The organism is Rhodoferax sp. GT1R46, assembly GCF_056521285.1.
The window spans coordinates 143,705-158,717 of record NZ_JBWMBC010000006.1; the positions used below are offsets into that span (position 1 = coordinate 143,705).

The window sequence follows — 15,013 nt, forward strand, 5'->3', positions numbered from 1 at the left end:
ATGGACTTGATTCTGTGGCGTCACGCCGAGGCGGTTGAGATCCCGCTGGGCGGTGATGATATGGCCAGGGCCCTCACTTCGCGAGGGGAAAAGCAGGCGGCCCGTATGGCAGCGTGGCTGGACCGGCAGTTGCCAGACAGTGCCCGCATATGGGTGAGCCCAGCGAAACGTACCGAACAGACTGCGCTCGCCCTGGGGCGCAAATTCAGAACGAGCCCGGCACTGGGCCCGCACGGCACCGTGGAGGAGTTGCTTCAACTGGTCCTATGGCCTCAAGCCAAGGGATGCGTACTGGTGGTTGGGCACCAGCCTCTATTAGGTCAGGCTATCGCAGAATTGCTCGGCCTGAATGCCAGTGAATGCGCGGTAAAGAAAGGCGCGCTGTGGTGGCTACGCCACCGTGAGCGCGAAGCGACAGCCCAGACGGTCGTCGTTACCGTCCAGTCTCCCGAAGTGCTGTAACGCAGCCTAGTTTGCTTTTGCTTTTGACTTGGCTGGGCGACCAGTTTTCAGGTTCGGCACAGCTTGCACGGCCGCGAGAAACGCCGCATCGGCCATCGCCGCAAGGGCTTTGATGCCCGCACGCAACAATTCGGTCTTTTTGACAGAAATAGTCAACTTTGCAGCGCGCAATTTCAGTGTATCCATCACCACATATTCGGGTTTGGGCATGGTGAAGCTGTCGCGGACCATTTTGGGTTTCTTTGCTTTAACCGGCTTCGCGACAACGGGCTTGGTTGCAGGTTTTGGTGCAGCCGGATTTTTTGCCTTTGGCGCGGATTTGGGCGCTGCTTTTGCCGCGGGCTTGGCTGCAGTGGACTTTGTGGCAACGGGCCTGCGCGTCGCAGTCTTGGCAACAACGGGTTTAGCCACAACAGGCTTGACCAGCACTGCCGGTGCGGCTACTTGGGGTACATCGGCCGCCGCAGTTTTAACTGGAACAACATTCTTTTCGGTGACGGTCATGACTTTAATCCTGGAGTATTGATATATATAGTTTATATCGTTTAAATGGTGGGATCAATGATAAAACGTTGAATATTCACCCTGCAAAAGACGCGCTTTGGACGTTTTAATGCACGTCGTCATGCGGTTGTAATTCTTCTGTCACATCTCTGTCATCGCGACACACTAGATTAGGGCGTTGGACTTTTCTTGGATGGTGTTTATGTTGCGTCAATTTTTGAAACGAGCTTTTTGCCCGCAAGCCAGCGTGGAACGAATAGGGGGCATTGCGTGAGCGGCATGATGGCAATGGGCCGCACGCCGCTATTGGCGGGATGGGAATTCGGCTCGCACGCGAATTACGTCACCGCGGGCCAGAGTCCACTTGAAAAGGTTTTGCAGAACGGGCTGTTGTATCCCGTGTTTCAGCCCATCGCCAATCTGGCTGACGGTGCCATTCATGCCCATGAGGCCTTGATTCGCGGCCCCCAGGGTACCGCCCTGCATACGCCAGATGCCCTGCTGCGTGCTGCGGCACAAGAAGCCCTGGGCTTTGATTTTGAATTGGCTTGCGTAGTGTCGGCACTCAAGACTTGGGGGCAGCTGCGAGCGCCTGGACGTTTGTACGTCAATATGAGTGCCGCAGTGTTGACACAGTTGTTCACATCGCGTGGACGAGACGAGTTGCTGGACCTCATCAGCAATCTGGGCGTTCTGTCGCGCATGCTGGTTCTGGAGATCACCGAGCACGAACGGGTAGACGACATGGATGCGCTGGCCGCGGTGGTGCAGGAGGTACGGTCTGCCGGCATTTCATTGGCGCTGGATGACTTTGGAGATGGACGCTCCAGCCTGCGCCTGTGGTCGCAACTGAAGCCAGAGGTCGTCAAGATTGACAAGTACTTCACCAAGAACATCAGTGAGCATGGAGACAAGCTGAAGACCATTCAGGCGCTCCAGCAAATTGCCGCTATTTTTGGTACCGAACTGGTCGCCGAAGGCATTGAAACCCAGGAAGATTTGCGGGTCCTGAGGGATCTGGGAATCAATTATGGACAGGGCTATTTCCTGGGTCATCCCGACCGAACCCCTTTGCAGCACCTGGGAACAGATGCCCAGCGAACGTTGGCCGAGAGGCAGATTGTTGTCTTTCCGGAATTGAGCCGGGCCAAAGCCGGCGGGCATTTGCGCAGCCTTGCGTTGGTGCATGCGCCCACGGTGACAACGGACTCCACAAACGACGCGCTGGCCGCCCATTTTCTGGCAGCACCTTCATTGCATGCCATTGCCATGCTGGAAGATGACCGGCCCGTGGCCATCATCAACCGCGCGCAGTTCATGAACGAATACAGCAAACTGTACTACCGTGAAGTGTGGGGCCGAAGGTCCTGCTCGGTAAACGCCAATTTCAGACCACGATTGATCGAGCGCGACCACAGCGTGGATGAACTGGTGGGCATTCTGACCTCAGAGGACCAGCGCTATTTGAGCGACGGTTTTATCGTGACCGAAAATGGGCGGTATGTGGGTCTGGGTACCGGAGATCAGTTGGTGCGTTCCGTCACCGAGACACGCATTGAAGCGGCCCGCCATGCCAATCCGCTTACTTTTCTGCCAGGCAACATTCCCATCAGCCAGCACATGGAGCGATTGCTCAGGAAGGATGTGCGGTTTGTTGCCTGCTATGCAGACCTCAACAATTTCAAGCCTTTTAACGATTACTACGGATACTGGCGTGGCGATGAAATGATTCGCCTGATTGCCCAGGTCTGTATGGAACATTGCGATTCCCAGCTCGACTTTTTGGGCCATGTCGGAGGGGATGACTTCATCCTCCTGTTCCAGAGCCCCGACTGGCGCGTGCGCTGTGAGCGGATTGTTCTGGATTTCAACACCCGGGCCATGGGCATGTATGACGAGGCCGTGCGGGCAGTGGGCGGCATTGAGGCGGAGGATCGCCATGGCGTACACCGGTTTTTCCCATTCACCACCGTGTCTATCGGTGCGGTCGCAATTGATGGCAGCCGGTTCTCACGGGCGGAAGATGTTGCAAACTTGGCGGCGCTTGCCAAGCACGACGCAAAGCAGGCCCGGGCTGGCGTGTACGAGCGCCAGGTCTAGTCACCTATGATGCTCAGCGCCCACGGGGTTCTCTGCCAGGCCAATGCCTCTTCGCGCAGCAGATAGGCCGATTGCGGAAACGCATCGGACCAGCCGCGTCGGTAGCGTAGCTGCAGATTGCGACCCGAAGGATCCAGGCGCTCAATGGACATGCCATTGAGGTCGGGGTCGCGTCGGGCATGGCACAGAATGACGGCAAGCCGAAGGGTCAGCAGCTGGGTCACCAGGTCATCGTCTTCCAGCGCAGCTTCCAGTTTGCGTAACTTGCCGCGGTGCCCCAGGACTAACAGACTGAGGCGGTGCATTTCTGAGAGCGAAAATCCCAATGCATCCGCATTGTCCAGAATGTAGGCGCCATGCTTGTGGTAATCACTGTGGGAAATATGGCTGCCAATCTCGTGCAATTGCGCAGCCCAGATCAATTTGCGCACCAGGCGGTCGTGCTCTGGGTGCATCCCATTGGGCTGTTCGGCCATCAGCTTGCCGAACAGTTGCGTGGCTACGCGGCCCACGCGCTCGCCATGGGTCGTATCTACCCCGAATTTGGTCGCCAGGCGTCGCACGGTTTTGGTCCGCAAGTCGTCTTCGGTGTTGGTTGTTCCCAGCAAATCGCAAATCAGGCCATGGCGCAGACCGCCGGCAGCGTGTTGCATGGAATGGATGCCCAACAAACTGAAAAGGGCACGCATGACACTGACACCGCCACCAATGATGGCCTTGCGGTCTTCGCGCATGCCTGCCAGCCGTAGGCGGTCCACGCTTTGGGCGGAGACCAGTTTGTCAAGCAGCCAGTCCAGTCCATCCTGCGTGACGATTCCCGCTGGCCAGCCAGCGGCGACCAGCACATCGCCAATGGCACCTACCGTGCCTGCGGAGCCATAGGCAACGTCCCAACGATCCGGACGATACGCTTCCAGGGCCTCGTCGAGGACGGCTTTTGCTGCAATTTCGGCTATTTCAAACGATTTTTTGGACAGATTCCCGTCCGGGAAGTAGCGCTTGGACCAGGCAATACTGCCAACCCGGAACGATTCCATGACATGGGGCGTCAGCCCTTCGCCCAGAATCAGCTCGGTGGAGCGGCCGCCGACGTCAATGACCAGACGCCGCTCGCCCGATTGCGGAAGCATGTGGGCAACACCCTGGTAAATCAGGCGTGCTTCTTCCCGGCCCGAGATCACGTTGATCGGGAAGCCGAGAACCTCATGGGCTCGTATCAAAAATTCGTCTCTGTTCCGGGCCTCCCTCAGGGTTTGCGTGGCCACGGCGCGGACTTCACCGGGTTTGAAGCCGGCCAGGCGTTCTCCAAAGCGCGCCAGACAGTCCCAGCCGCTTTGCATGGCCTCGTGCGTCAGATTGCGGTCTTCGTCGAGCCCGCCGCCTTGGCGCACCGTCTCTTTCAGATACTCCGTGCGCTGAAAGTCGCCGTGTTCTACCCGCCCGATTTCGAGGCGAAAGCTGTTGGACCCCAAGTCCACGGCAGCGAGGCGGATTCCGTTTTGCATCGGTGTGTTCTGGTAAGAGTGATAGGTCGGGCGAGAGCATAGCACTGGGCCATGCGCCGCCCGTATTTTTACAGGGTTTACCCGATCAGACGGCCGTCCGGAGAAATCATGCTTTGCGTGACATAGGCAGCGTTGCGGCCCTTGGGATCCGGCGAAATGCGAAATCCCCCCAGATCCACGGTGCTGCGTCGTTGGAACGCCTGTAGGGCGCTGAGGCGGGTAAGGGGAGCATCAACGCCTTGCAGCACTTCGTAGGTGTAACGCGCGGCAATGTAGCCCGCCAGACTCTGCGGCGTTGGCGGTTCGTCAAACAGGCGGCCCAGCGTGTCCCGGTAAGCCTTCACGACCGGCAGGCTGGAGTTCACCATGGGCACGACCTGAGTGGCAATCACCGGAGTGAGCCGCGTGACACCCATTTGCTGAATACTTTGCAGATTCACGTCGGACATGGCAATGATGTAGCGCTGTGTCGCCTGCTTTTCAATGCCTTGGGTAAACCGCAGCAGTTCCGGTGTGCCGCCGACAAACAGCAGGACCCGCGGGCTCGTGGCACCGAGGGACTTGCCTACGGACTGCAAGTCGGCGGCCGGGTTGTAGGACGTGAGCGGAAGCTTGAGGGTTCTGGAAATTTGTTCCAGACCCTCGCGGTAGGCCGCATGTTCTGCAACTGAACCGTACACCGCGCCCACATGTGTCACCCCCATGACCGAAAGGGATTTGACCGCATGGGCGATCTGGTCCTGGCGCGAAGCGAAGATCGGGAAAGTGTTGGAGCTTGAATCCGAATCCACATTCTGGAGCCAGGGCGCAACGTGGGCCAGGTCGGGCAACTCGCGGCCCACCATGCCCGCCAGCTGCGATGCAGCCCGGTCGCCCACACTGCCGAAGAGGGCGATGCATTGGCTCTGGGCTTTCAGACTTTCCGTTGCCGCACGCAGGCTGGCTGCGCTACCGTCCACCTCAATGACCAGGTGGTTGACGGGTTTTCCGAGCAGCCCGCCCCGGGAGTTGATGTCCTGCCAGGCGGCCCGGGAGCCCACCAGGAAATCTTTGGATACATCAATTTGACTCACTGATATGTCAGCGATTTGCGCTACCGTGGTGTGGCGCGATAGAGAGGAGGGTTTCGACGGCTGGGCCCAAACCGGGCTGACACCTGCGACGGACATGGTGGCCAAAGCACCCATCAATAGACGGCGATTCGGGTTCTGGGGAAAAGGCATGGATTGCGGCTCAAAGGGTATTGAGCAAATGGAGACACAGAGAGAAAGCTGGAATGCTATGAATTTAATAGCTGCTTGCGCAGTATCCACGAGGGCTAGATGCCAATTTCATTCAAAAGTCCGGCGCAGGGCAGCGGCGCCGGACGGAATCCGCGTTACTTCTTGGGTGGCAGCAAGACGGTGTCGATGATGTGCACGACACCGTTGGTAGCACCAATGTCCGCCTTAACCACCGCTGCGCTCTCAATAGTGACGAACTCTCCGGCCTTGGACAGTGCCACGCTGGCGCCATTCACGGTCTTGGCATTGCTGTTTTTCACATCAGCGGCCATGGTTTTGCCGGGGATGACGTGGTAGGTCAAAACATCCTTCAGTTTCTCAGGATGCTTGGCCAGATCGTCCATGGTGCTGGCAGGCACTGCCTTGAACGCCTCGTCGGTAGGGGCAAAGACGGTGAACGGACCACCCGTTTTAAGCGTCTCGGTCAGGCCGGCCTTGGCGACCAGGCTGCTCAGGGTGCTCAAAGTGGGGGTCTTTGCGATGGTTTCCGCCAGGTTGACCGGTGTAGTCGTGGTTGCGCAGCCCGCCATGGTCGCGGCGAAGGCAGCGGCCAAAACGGTGCGGCGTGTAGCAGAGAGGAAGGTAAACGTTGTCATGGCGTTTCTCGCAAGTTGAAAGATGCAAGCGTAGAAACTTTTTATGTCAAGTTTGTGACATTTTCTTGAAAATCTGGCGATGCTCTGGGTATTTTTTTTGGGCAGGGGTGCTGCAAAATAGGTGGTCTTGTCACATGTATGTCATAAAAAGTTCTTAAAGTCATCTCATTCCTTAACCAACCACTAAAAGATTCCGAATGCAAATCTCGTTCAAATTGCCGATGCTCACATTGGCCATGGCTTCCACAATGGGTTTTGCTGGTATTGCCAGCGCCCAGGAAATCACCGGTGCGGGCGCGACGTTTCCTGCGCCCATCTATTCCAAATGGGCCGCTGACTACAACAAGGCAACGGGCGTCAAGGTGAATTACCAGTCCATCGGCTCCGGTGGTGGTATCAAGCAGATTGACTCCAAGACGGTGGATTTCGGTGCATCCGACATGCCTTTGACCGACGAAGTCCTGAAAACCAAGGGCCAGATGCAGTTCCCCACGGTGATGGGTGGGGTGGTGCCCGTGATCAACGTCAAAGGCATTGAGCCTGGGCAACTGAAGCTGACAGGCCCCGTGCTGGGCGACATCTTCCTGGGCAAAATTGCCCGCTGGAACGACCCCGCCATCAAGGCTCTGAACCCCACATTGCCTTTGCCTGATGCAGCGATTGCCCAGGTCCGCCGGGCCGACGGTTCCGGAACGACCTTCATTTTCACCAACTACTTGAGCAAGGTAAGCCCAGAGTGGAAGTCCAAAGTGGGTGAGGGCACTGCTGTGAACTGGCCAGTGGGTGCGGGCGGCAAGGGCAACGAAGGCGTGGCGGCATTTGTGGCGCGCCTGCCCAACTCCATGGGTTACGTGGAGTACTCGTATGTCAAGCAGAACAAGATGACCTACGCCATCGTGCAGAACTCGGCTGGCAACTTCGTCAAGCCGGAAGACGATACGTTCAAGGCCGCTGCTGCGGGTGCTGATTGGAACAAGTCGTTCTACCAGATCCTGACGAATCAGCCCGGCAAAGATGCATGGCCCATTTCGGGTGCGACCTTCATCCTGATGCACACCAAGCAGGACAAGCCAGCCAACGCGACTGAAGTGCTCAAGTTCTTCAGCTGGGCTTACAAGAATGGCGACAAGATTGCTGCGGATCTGGACTATGTGCCCATGCCCAAGCCAGTGATTGCTGCGATCGAGAAGTCGTGGGGCGAGATCAAGGACACAGCTGGCAAGCCAGTCGCGTTCAAGTAAATCGTTTCACCACAGAATGGCTTTGGACGGGAGAGTAACCATGTCATCTACACTTGTGCACGGCGATTTGCCGTCCAGCCAATCTGCAAAACAGCCATCCCGCGCAATGAGCCAACCTCCACCTGTTAAAAAGGCCCGGTCGGGCCCCCTGGCTGACGTCATATTTGGCTTGCTGGCCAAGGGTGCGGCGCTCATTACCCTGGGTATGCTGATCGCCATTCTGGGGTCGCTGACCATCAGCGCGTGGCCCGCGATTGACAAGTACGGGTTGGGCTTCCTGACCAGCACCACATGGGACCCGGTCAAGGAAGAGTTTGGCGGCCTGGTCATGATTTATGGAACGCTGGCAACGTCCTTCATTGCGCTCCTGATCGCAGTGCCGGTCAGTTTTGGCATCGCCCTGTTTTTGACCGAGTTGTCTCCCGCGTGGCTCAAGCGGCCTCTGGGCACGGCCATTGAGCTGCTGGCTGCCGTTCCTTCCATCGTTTACGGCATGTGGGGCCTGCTGGTCTTTGGACCCGTGCTCGCAACCTATGTGCAGCAGCCTTTGCAAGCTGCCTTCGCGGGGGTGCCTTATCTGGGCGCTTTTGTGTCCGGTCCCCCCGTCGGTATCGGTATTTTGTCCGCTGGCATTATTCTGGCCATCATGATCATTCCTTTCATCGCTGCGGTGATGCGGGATGTGTTCGAAGTGACACCTCCGCTGCTCAAGGAGTCCGCCTACGGACTGGGCGCCACGACCTGGGAGGTCGTGTCCAAAGTGGTGTTGCCCTATACCAAGTCCGGCGTCATCGGCGGCATCATGCTGGGTCTGGGTCGCGCCATTGGTGAAACCATGGCCGTGACCTTCGTGATCGGCAATTTCAACCAGCTGGATTCTCTGAGTCTGTTCCAGGCCGCCAACAGCATTACCTCGGCATTGGCCAATGAGTTTGCCGAGGCCGGCGAAGGTCTGCACCAAGCCTCGCTGATGTATTTAGGCCTGGTTCTCTTCTTCATCACTTTTGTAATCCTGTCGCTTTCCAAGCTGTTGCTTGCGCAACTGCGCAAAAACGAAGGAGCCAAAACATGAGCGCGTCCGCACACCAACTCCGGGCTGCCAAATTCGCCCATCGCAAGCGCGTCAATCAGGTTGCCACGGGCTTGGCCCTGTCCGCGATGGCCTTTGGGCTGTTCTGGTTGTTCTGGATTCTCTGGGAAACGGTGCGGCTGGGCATTGGTGGCATGGCAATTGCCACCTTCACCCAGATGACACCTCCTCCCAACGATGAAGGCGGTCTGGCCAACGCGATTTATGGTTCATTCGTCATGGTGGCACTGGCGACCGGTTTGGGTACCCCCATTGGCGTCATGGCAGGCATTTATCTGGCCGAGTTTGATACCAAGAGCTGGTTGGCCTCGTTGACGCGCTTTGTGAATGACATTCTGCTGTCGGCACCTTCCATTGTGATCGGGCTCTTTGTCTACGCGGTGGTGGTCTCGCGGTTCAAGTCCTTCTCTGGCTATGCCGGTGTGCTCGCACTGTCGTTGCTGGTGATTCCAGTGGTCATTCGCACTACGGAAAACATGCTGCAATTGGTTCCCCCCGGCCTGCGTGAGGCGGCTTACGCCCTCGGTGCTCCCAAATGGAAGGTCATCCTGAGCATTACGCTCAAAGCCGCCAGAACCGGTGTGATTACCGGCGTCTTGCTGGCGGTGGCCCGCATTGCGGGTGAAACAGCGCCATTGCTGTTTACGGCTCTGAGCAACCAGTTCTGGACCAGCAACCTCGGTGAGCCCATGGCGAGCTTGCCGGTGACGATCTTCAAGTTTGCCATGAGTCCCTATGAAAACTGGCAGAAGCTGGCATGGGCGGGCGTCTTCATTATTACGGCGGCGGTTCTGGGTCTGAACATTCTGGCCCGGGTACTCACCCGTACCAAGATCTAACCGCTTTTGTAGTCATTCATCTGAAAAGACATTCCATGCTGAACACCTCTACTGCAGCCGAAAGAACCAAAATTTCGGTCAAGGACCTGAATTTCTATTACGGCAAGTTCCACGCCTTGAAGGGCATTAATCTGGAAATTCCGGAAAACAAGGTCACCGCCTTCATCGGCCCCTCAGGGTGTGGCAAGTCCACCTTGTTGCGCGTTTTCAACCGCATGTTCGAGCTCTATCCCGAGCAGCGGGCGGAGGGGCAGATTCTGCTGGATGGTGAGAATCTGTTGACCAGCAAGGAGGACGTTGCCCTCTTGCGTGCCAAGGTCGGGATGGTGTTCCAGAAGCCGACCCCGTTTCCCATGTCGATTTTCGACAACATTGCCTTTGGTGTGAAGTTGTTCGAGTCGCTCAACGCCACGGATATGGAAGAGCGGGTGGAGTGGGCCTTGCGCAAGTCTGCGCTGTGGGGTGAGGTCAAGGACAAGCTTCACCAAAGCGGCTCCAGTCTGTCGGGCGGTCAGCAGCAGCGTTTGTGTATTGCGCGTGGCATCGCGATCAAACCGGAAGTGCTGTTGCTGGACGAACCCTGCTCGGCGCTGGATCCCATTTCCACCGCCAAAGTGGAGGAGTTGATCGTTGAGTTGAAGAGCGATTACACGGTAGTGATCGTGACCCACAACATGCAACAGGCCGCCCGTTGCAGTGACTACACGGCGTATATGTACCTGGGCGATCTGGTGGAGTTTGGTGCGACTGAACAGATGTTTTTCAAGCCCACCCGCAAGGAAACAGAAGACTACATAACAGGCCGATTCGGCTAAGAGGAAGCACCATGCCCGAGAAACATTTATCCACCCAGTTTGACAGCGAACTGACATCCGTTTCCTCACAGGTGATGGAGCTTGGCGGTTTGGTGGAGTCGCAGATTCGACGCGCCATCTACGCGCTGTCGCATTTCAGTGTGGAAGTTGCCAACGAGGTTTCGGAAAACGAAGCACGTGTGAACGCCATGGAGATTGAGATCGATCGCGATCTCTCTTCCATCATTGCCCGTCGTCAGCCCACTGCACGTGACTTGCGCCTGTTGATCGCTATCTCCAAGACCACCGCTAACCTGGAGCGGGTGGGCGATGAGGCCGAAAAAATTGCGCGCATGGTGCGCTCGATCATTCACAGCGGGGCGCCACGTGCCTTGCCCTCTCTGGAGCTGCGTGTTGCGGCGGATCTGGCATCCGGACTATTGAACAAGGCACTCGACGCATTTGCCCGCCTGGACACGGCGGCAGCAGTTTCGATCCTGAAGGAAGACGATCTGATCGACGCCGAGTTTGACGGCTTTGTGCGCAAGCTCATCACCTACATGATGGAAGACCCGCGCATGATTTCACCCAGCTTGGACTTGCTGTTCCTGGCCAAGGCCATTGAGCGCATCGGGGATCATGCCAAGAACATTGCAGAGTTCATCATTTACGTGGTGAAGGGCGAAGACATACGGCACACCACGATGGAAAAAATTGAATCGGTGGTGAAATGAGAACCATGCCCACGGTTCTGGTGGTGGAGGATGAGTCTGCAATCGCAGAACTCATCGCCGTGAACCTGCGACACAACGGGTTTCGTCCCATCTGGGCGATGGACAGTGTCACTGCCCAGCGCGAAATGAATGCTGCGCTACCGGACCTGATTTTGCTGGACTGGATGTTGCCGGGCGAGAGCGGCCTGGTGCTGGCCAAGCGCTGGCGCGCCGACCCGCGGACCCAGGCGGTGCCATTGATCATGCTGACGGCTAGGGGCGACGAATCCGACCGCGTGGCAGGTCTGGATGCGGGGGCCGACGACTACATAGCGAAGCCGTTCTCGACGAAAGAGTTGCTGGCCCGAATCCGTGCTGTGCTCAGGCGCCGCACCCCGGAGCAGGTCGGAGAGGTCATTACCATTGGGGCGCTTGTACTGGACCCCGCGACCTACCGCGTGTCCTTTGAAGAGCGGCCCTTGAAACTGGGGCCCACGGAGTTCAAGTTGCTGCACTTCCTGATGGGGCACTCCGAGCGCGTGCACAGCCGGGCGCAACTGCTGGACAAGGTATGGGGCGACCATGTGTATATCGAAGAGCGCACAGTGGATGTGCACGTGAAGCGTCTGCGTGAAGCATTGGCCCAGGCCGGGTCCATGGTGGAAACCGTGCGGGGAGCAGGCTACCGTTTGACGGCGAATCCTGTGTCCGCAGTGCCGGTGACCGAAAAAGCGGGCGTTTGACACATCTTGCAAGCGCGCATGCTCTGGCGGTTTTTCTCTTTTGTCCTGTTCCAGGCTGTAGCGGCAGGCTTCGGGTGGTACTGGGCGTCGACGGCCAACCAGGTCGTTGAATCACTGGTTTTGGCGCTTTTGGGCGGCTACCTCTGGTTGCTGGTGGACGCGGTGCGCGGAGTGCGTTTGTTGCGTTGGCTGCGCGAGGGATCAACCTCCGATATTGCCTTGGGTAGCGGGCTGTGGGGTGAAGCGTCGGACCGCATTCGCCGTCTCGTCCGTGCGCGTGAGCGGATTACGATTGAAAGCGAAACGCGCCTCCAGGACTTTCTGGCTGCCTTGCAGGCATCGCCCAACGGCGTGGTGCTGCTGGACTCGGAAGCGCGTATTGAATGGTTCAACCAGACCGCGGCCACCCATTTTGGCTTTGATTCGCGGCGTGACATGCTGCAGCACTTTGGCAACCTCGTGCGTGACCCGGGATTTGCCGCTTATTTTGCGGCGCGAGATTTTCGCCACGAGGTCATCATGCCGGGGCGCGACAGTTCCAGCTCAAAGCCGGTCAAGCTGTCGGTGCATTTGCATCCCTACGGCGAGGGGCGCAGTCTTGTGTTGTCGATTGACATCACGTCGGTCGAGCAGGCGGAAGCTATGCGGCGCGATTTTGTCGCCAATGTATCGCACGAAATCCGCACACCCCTGACGGTATTGGCCGGGTTTGTGGAAACCTTGCAGGCGCTGCCTCTGAATGACCAGGAGCGCCAGCGCTACCTAGGTCTCATGTCGCAGCAGGCGCAACGCATGCAAACGCTGGTGAGCGATCTGCTCACGCTCTCCCGGCTGGAAGGCCGGCCCCCGCCGCCATCACACGAATGGACGTCGGTTGATACGCTGATGGCCCAGTGCGAGCAGGACGCCCATGATCTGTCACAGGTCTTGTGGGTGCAGTCGCATGACCTGCACTTTGAGGTGAGGGGTGGGTGCGAAATTGCTGGTTCCGCTGCAGAACTGCACAGTGCCTTGTCCAATCTGATCGGCAACGCCATCCGCTACACACCGGTCCAGCAGCGGATTGATGCCGTCTTCAAGCTGCGGCCCGACGGGACCGCCGTTTTTTCAGTCAAGGACACGGGCCCAGGCATTGCACCTGAGCACATTCCTCGTCTGACCGAGCGTTTCTACCGTGTGGATAGAAGCCGGTCCCGCGAAACGGGTGGTACCGGTCTGGGCTTGGCCATTGTCAAGCACGTGGCGCAACGCCATGGCGCTGAATTGGCAATAGAGAGCGTGCCGGGCAAGGGTTCAACCTTCTCGATGACCTTCCCGGCTTCGCGCATACGTGCCTCGCTGGATGCGCTTCCAGAGTCTGCCAGACCCCTACTTTCGCTGGAAAAGTAGCACGGATTCGCCGGCGTCGACGGGATGCCGGATGCTCGCTTTCAACGCCCACTGTTGAGCATCGACGCTGCCCGGAACCGACATGGTGGGGCCTGGCTCTAGCAGCATCCAGGGACAACGCGGAGACGATTGCGAAGCACGCAGTTGCAGCTGGCCATAGAACTGGAAGGCGGCAATCTGGCCTTGCCCAAGCCCACGGGTCTCCACGCATCCAGGCTTGCCCATCTGATTGACGGTGCGCTTCACCAAGGCGGTGTAGCTTTGCGCATAGTTGAGCAGGGGCATCCACAGGGTCATCAGCAGCAGCCAGCACAGGGCCGCGCCGCCCGACGGCAGAACCAGGCTTTTCCAGATGGCCGCGCGTTGTCGCCCCACCCGCCACTTCACCAGCCATGCCCATGCTAATGTGGCGACTACGGCAATTGCAAATGTCAACACTGAAAAGCTCGCCTCAAAACCGGGTGCGAGGCGTGCCACATTGGCGGCCGGTTGCTTGGGGAAACCGGTTTGCATGGCAATCCATACCACCCAGATGGTCAGTCCACAACCAGAGAAAAACAGCAAAGTAAACCAGTCAATCAATGATGCTACCGGGCGCTTGAGCGTGGGCAGCGCAAATGCCGCCAACGCCGCCAGTGCGGGCAATGACAGCAGCAGCGTTCGATCTGAGGAGCCTGTGGTCAGGCTCGCGACAACACACACCACTAGCCACCAGACCGGCAACGCAATATGGCGACTGACCTGACGACTGAATAGTTGGTGACGCCAGCGCCAGGTGGTCCACAGGGCCAAAGGCCAGGCGGGCCAAGTGAACCACAGCAGTAACTGGGAAAATCCATTCCAGTCGACCCAGAGAGCGTGTGGCAGTTCAATTTTCCAGCGCCACAATCCCAGCGCCATGGTCATGCCACCGATTGCTGCAGTCACCACCAAAAGTGCCATACTTTCTCTGGCTGCAGCGCCAGGTTCCCGTGTGCTTTTCTGGTCCCGTAGCTGGTCAAGGTAGTGAACCACGGCACTACCGAGCCCAAGCAGTACCGCCATAGTCGGCGCGCCAGAAAGGGCCATGCCACTCAGGCCCACCGTTGCCGCAATGGCTGGGGCGGCACGATGATAAGGTAACGCTCCGAAGGCGTAGAAAAACAGCGCAGCGAAGCCGAGTTGTGCCAGCGCGGGCGTGGTCTCGTGGGACAGCTGCGCCAATCCCAGGCAGGCGATGAATGCCAGTAACCCACCGTCGGCCATGGCGCGGGCGTAGTCGGCAGGCAGTGCCTCGCCTCCGAAGGCGAAGGCGACGGGCTGAGCCCTGGGGCTGCGTGCCAGGTAATACGTACCGTACCAGGTGGATACCATCGCCAGTGCCAGCAGCAAGCCAAAGGGTACGCGCGCGGCAAAGTCCAACGCCAGTCCCGGTGGGGCGAGTTGCATGGCCCACGCACCCAGCCAGTAGGGCAGCAGTGCAGGGTTGTCGGCAGTGACTCCCATCAAGGTTGGAGCCAACCAGCTTGAGGTGCCATGTACCAACTCAGCCATGTAGCCCAATGCGGTCATATCCGCACTTTTCCACGCATCACGCCCCAGGAATCCCGGCAACACATAGGCGCAGCAAAACAGCAGAAGAGCCAGTCTGGGGAAGCGCCTGGCGGCCGCCTGGGTAACGATGGCTGGGTTAGGGTGGTTCACGGAAAAGAAAGGAAATGAAATGCGGTCGAAAAAAAAGCAGCACGGAGCTCCGGGCTGCTTTCTTGCGACGG

Annotated in this window: 14 protein-coding genes; 9 read left to right on the forward strand and 5 right to left on the reverse strand. The window is 58.2% G+C overall.

All coding sequences use genetic code 11. The features are described from left to right. Positions 1 to 462: a SixA phosphatase family protein gene (locus tag AC097W_RS14365; protein WP_479603297.1), complete on the forward strand. Its 462-nt coding sequence runs from the start codon at positions 1 to 3 to the stop codon at positions 460 to 462. Between the two features lie 6 nt (positions 463 to 468). On the opposite strand, the gene AC097W_RS14370 is transcribed toward AC097W_RS14365, so the two are convergent. Further along, positions 469 to 966, reverse strand: a complete 498-nt coding sequence (locus AC097W_RS14370) for a hypothetical protein (protein WP_479603298.1) — start codon at positions 964 to 966, stop codon at positions 469 to 471. Positions 967 to 1,245: 279 nt separating this feature from the next. On the opposite strand from AC097W_RS14370, the gene AC097W_RS14375 reads away from it, so the two are divergent. Continuing rightward, positions 1,246 to 3,066, forward strand: a complete 1,821-nt coding sequence (locus AC097W_RS14375) for an EAL domain-containing protein (protein WP_479603421.1) — start codon at positions 1,246 to 1,248, stop codon at positions 3,064 to 3,066. Here the strand turns inward: AC097W_RS14375 and AC097W_RS14380 are convergent. The 3 genes from AC097W_RS14380 to AC097W_RS14390 all read right to left on the reverse strand — a co-directional run bounded on the left by AC097W_RS14380 (position 3,063) and on the right by AC097W_RS14390 (position 6,450). Next, positions 3,063 to 4,571 (reverse strand): Ppx/GppA phosphatase family protein, encoded by a 1,509-nt coding sequence (locus AC097W_RS14380; RefSeq protein WP_479603299.1) that lies wholly within the window; start codon positions 4,569 to 4,571, stop codon positions 3,063 to 3,065. The two genes, AC097W_RS14375 and AC097W_RS14380, sit on opposite strands and share 4 nt — an antisense overlap. Before the next feature lie 77 nt (positions 4,572 to 4,648). Then, complete coding sequence (locus tag AC097W_RS14385) at positions 4,649 to 5,794, reverse strand: ABC transporter substrate-binding protein (protein WP_479603300.1); 1,146 nt, start codon at positions 5,792 to 5,794, stop codon at positions 4,649 to 4,651. 155 nt (positions 5,795 to 5,949) lie between these two features. After that, positions 5,950 to 6,450, reverse strand: a complete 501-nt coding sequence (locus AC097W_RS14390) for a fasciclin domain-containing protein (protein WP_479603301.1) — start codon at positions 6,448 to 6,450, stop codon at positions 5,950 to 5,952. Positions 6,451 to 6,647: 197 nt separating this feature from the next. Here AC097W_RS14390 and pstS point away from each other — a divergent pair, with 197 nt between their 5' ends. From pstS to phoR, 7 genes are all read left to right on the forward strand, one after another. After that, on the forward strand, positions 6,648 to 7,691 hold the full coding sequence (gene pstS / locus AC097W_RS14395; protein WP_479603302.1) for a phosphate ABC transporter substrate-binding protein PstS: 1,044 nt from the start codon (positions 6,648 to 6,650) through the stop codon (positions 7,689 to 7,691). Positions 7,692 to 7,797: 106 nt separating this feature from the next. Further along, positions 7,798 to 8,763 (forward strand): phosphate ABC transporter permease subunit PstC, encoded by a 966-nt coding sequence (pstC, locus tag AC097W_RS14400; protein ID WP_479603422.1) that lies wholly within the window; start codon positions 7,798 to 7,800, stop codon positions 8,761 to 8,763. Beyond that, positions 8,760 to 9,620 (forward strand): phosphate ABC transporter permease PstA, encoded by an 861-nt coding sequence (gene pstA / locus AC097W_RS14405; RefSeq protein WP_479603303.1) that lies wholly within the window; start codon positions 8,760 to 8,762, stop codon positions 9,618 to 9,620. The genes pstC and pstA overlap by 4 nt, the downstream gene beginning before the upstream one ends. A gap of 35 nt (positions 9,621 to 9,655) precedes the next feature. Further along, a complete protein-coding gene (gene pstB / locus AC097W_RS14410; protein WP_479603304.1) occupies positions 9,656 to 10,435 on the forward strand; it encodes a phosphate ABC transporter ATP-binding protein PstB in 780 nt (259 codons plus the stop codon). A gap of 11 nt (positions 10,436 to 10,446) precedes the next feature. Continuing rightward, complete coding sequence (phoU, locus tag AC097W_RS14415) at positions 10,447 to 11,148, forward strand: phosphate signaling complex protein PhoU (protein WP_479603305.1); 702 nt, start codon at positions 10,447 to 10,449, stop codon at positions 11,146 to 11,148. Beyond that, entirely contained in the window at positions 11,145 to 11,870 is a 726-nt protein-coding gene (phoB, locus tag AC097W_RS14420; protein WP_479603306.1) for a phosphate regulon transcriptional regulator PhoB, read from the forward strand. Before phoU ends, phoB begins: the two co-directional genes overlap by 4 nt. Positions 11,871 to 11,888: 18 nt before the next feature. Further along, the gene (phoR, locus tag AC097W_RS14425) at positions 11,889 to 13,259 is read left to right on the forward strand and encodes a phosphate regulon sensor histidine kinase PhoR (RefSeq protein WP_479603307.1); all 1,371 of its coding nucleotides are present in this window, start codon (positions 11,889 to 11,891) and stop codon (positions 13,257 to 13,259) included. On the opposite strand, the gene AC097W_RS14430 is transcribed toward phoR, so the two are convergent. After that, positions 13,239 to 14,942 (reverse strand): hypothetical protein, encoded by a 1,704-nt coding sequence (locus AC097W_RS14430; protein ID WP_479603308.1) that lies wholly within the window; start codon positions 14,940 to 14,942, stop codon positions 13,239 to 13,241. The two genes, phoR and AC097W_RS14430, sit on opposite strands and share 21 nt — an antisense overlap. Between the last annotated feature and the right edge of the window lie 71 nt (positions 14,943 to 15,013).